This is a genomic window from Pseudomonas fluorescens (assembly GCF_902497625.1).
In the GTDB taxonomy this organism is placed as follows: Bacteria; Pseudomonadota; Gammaproteobacteria; order Pseudomonadales; family Pseudomonadaceae; genus Aquipseudomonas; species Aquipseudomonas fluorescens_BQ.
On the sequence record NZ_CABVGX010000119.1, the window covers coordinates 1 to 1,301 of the forward strand.

At 62.4% G+C, this 1,301-nt stretch carries 1 protein-coding gene; it reads left to right on the top strand.

What is annotated here, in order from left to right; all coding sequences use genetic code 11:
* Window positions 1–62: 62 nt before the first annotated feature.
* The gene (locus F8N12_RS27525; protein ID WP_412072165.1) at window positions 63–1,226 is read left to right on the top strand and encodes a methyl-accepting chemotaxis protein; all 1,164 of its coding nucleotides are present in this window, start codon (window positions 63–65) and stop codon (window positions 1,224–1,226) included.
* Window positions 1,227–1,301 lie beyond the last annotated feature (75 nt).

Sequence of the window (1,301 nt, forward strand, 5' to 3'; positions counted from 1 at the left end):
TGCGGGTCAAACCGACTGCCGAACAGATCCATCGCGCCGAAGCACTTTACAAGCGGATCAGCATGGGCAAGGCGGCCGTTCCCGTCAGCGATCAATGGCAACCGGCGCTGCTCGCCTGGCTGCCAGTGCTGACAATGGGGCTCGTCGGCACCGCAAGCGGTGTCTGGCTGGGTCCCACTGAAGCGACACTCCTGACAATTGCAGCTTCGGTCCCGATCGGCTTGTTCATTTCTCGCCGACAGAATCGCGGCGCGCTCAAACTGCTGGAGCTGGCTGAATCTTCAACCTGCGACGCCCTCCTCGGCAAAATGTACAGTGATGAGCGCGGCCCTCAGGCTCGTCTGGAAACGGCGTTCGTCAGTCAGGCCTCGCGGCTCAAGACCTGCCTCACGCGCCTTCAGGACACGGCCGAGCAACTGACCAGCCTGGCCGGCAAATCCGACGGTCTGGCTGCCGACAGTTCACGGGGACTGGATCGTCAGCGCGTCGAAACCGAACAGGTCTCGGCAGCAGTGAATCAGATGGCGGCAACTACACAAGAAGTCGCCAGTCACGTCCAGCGCACGGCCGATGCGACGCAGGAAGCCAATGTGCTGACTGCCCGCGGACGCGACGTCGCACGCGATACCCGCGAGTCGATCCAGCGCCTCTCCGTGGTGGTGGGCGAGACAGGGTTGACCGTTGCGCAACTGGCCAGGGACAGCAATGAAATCGGCACAGTGGTCGACGTTATCAAAGGCATTGCCGACCAGACCAACCTGCTTGCGCTGAACGCCGCCATCGAAGCTGCTCGCGCGGGTGATATGGGCCGCGGCTTTGCGGTGGTGGCGGATGAGGTGCGCCAGCTGGCCCAACGCACCACCGAGTCTACAGCACAGATCCACGGCCTGATTTCCAAACTGCAGGTGTCTTCCAGCAACGCGGTGAAGACTATGGAAAGCGGCCACCGGCAGGCGGAGGAAGGGGTGGCCTGGGTGCTGGAGGCCGATAAGGCCCTGGTAGGCATCAGTGAAGCCGTAGCGAACATTACCGACATGACCACCCAGATCGCCGCCGCGACTGAAGAGCAAACGGCGGTCGCTGAGGAAATCAGCCGCAACATCACCACCATCGCGCATCTGGCGGATCAGACATCTGAACAGGCCAGGCACTCGGCGCAACTGAGCACCGAACTGACGCAGACCGCGAAAACCCAGTACTCGCTGGTGGAGCGGTTCAACCGTTAGTCGCAGGTTCTGTAGCAGCTGGCGCAGCCTGCGTCCGGCTGCGCAGCAGTCGTAATGGTGAATGCGTTCCGGCTC

Coding starts and splice junctions, on each gene's coding strand:
- F8N12_RS27525 (WP_412072165.1), top strand. CDS start 63: ATGGGCAAGGCGGCCGTTCCCGTCAGCGATCAATGGCAACCGGCGCTG.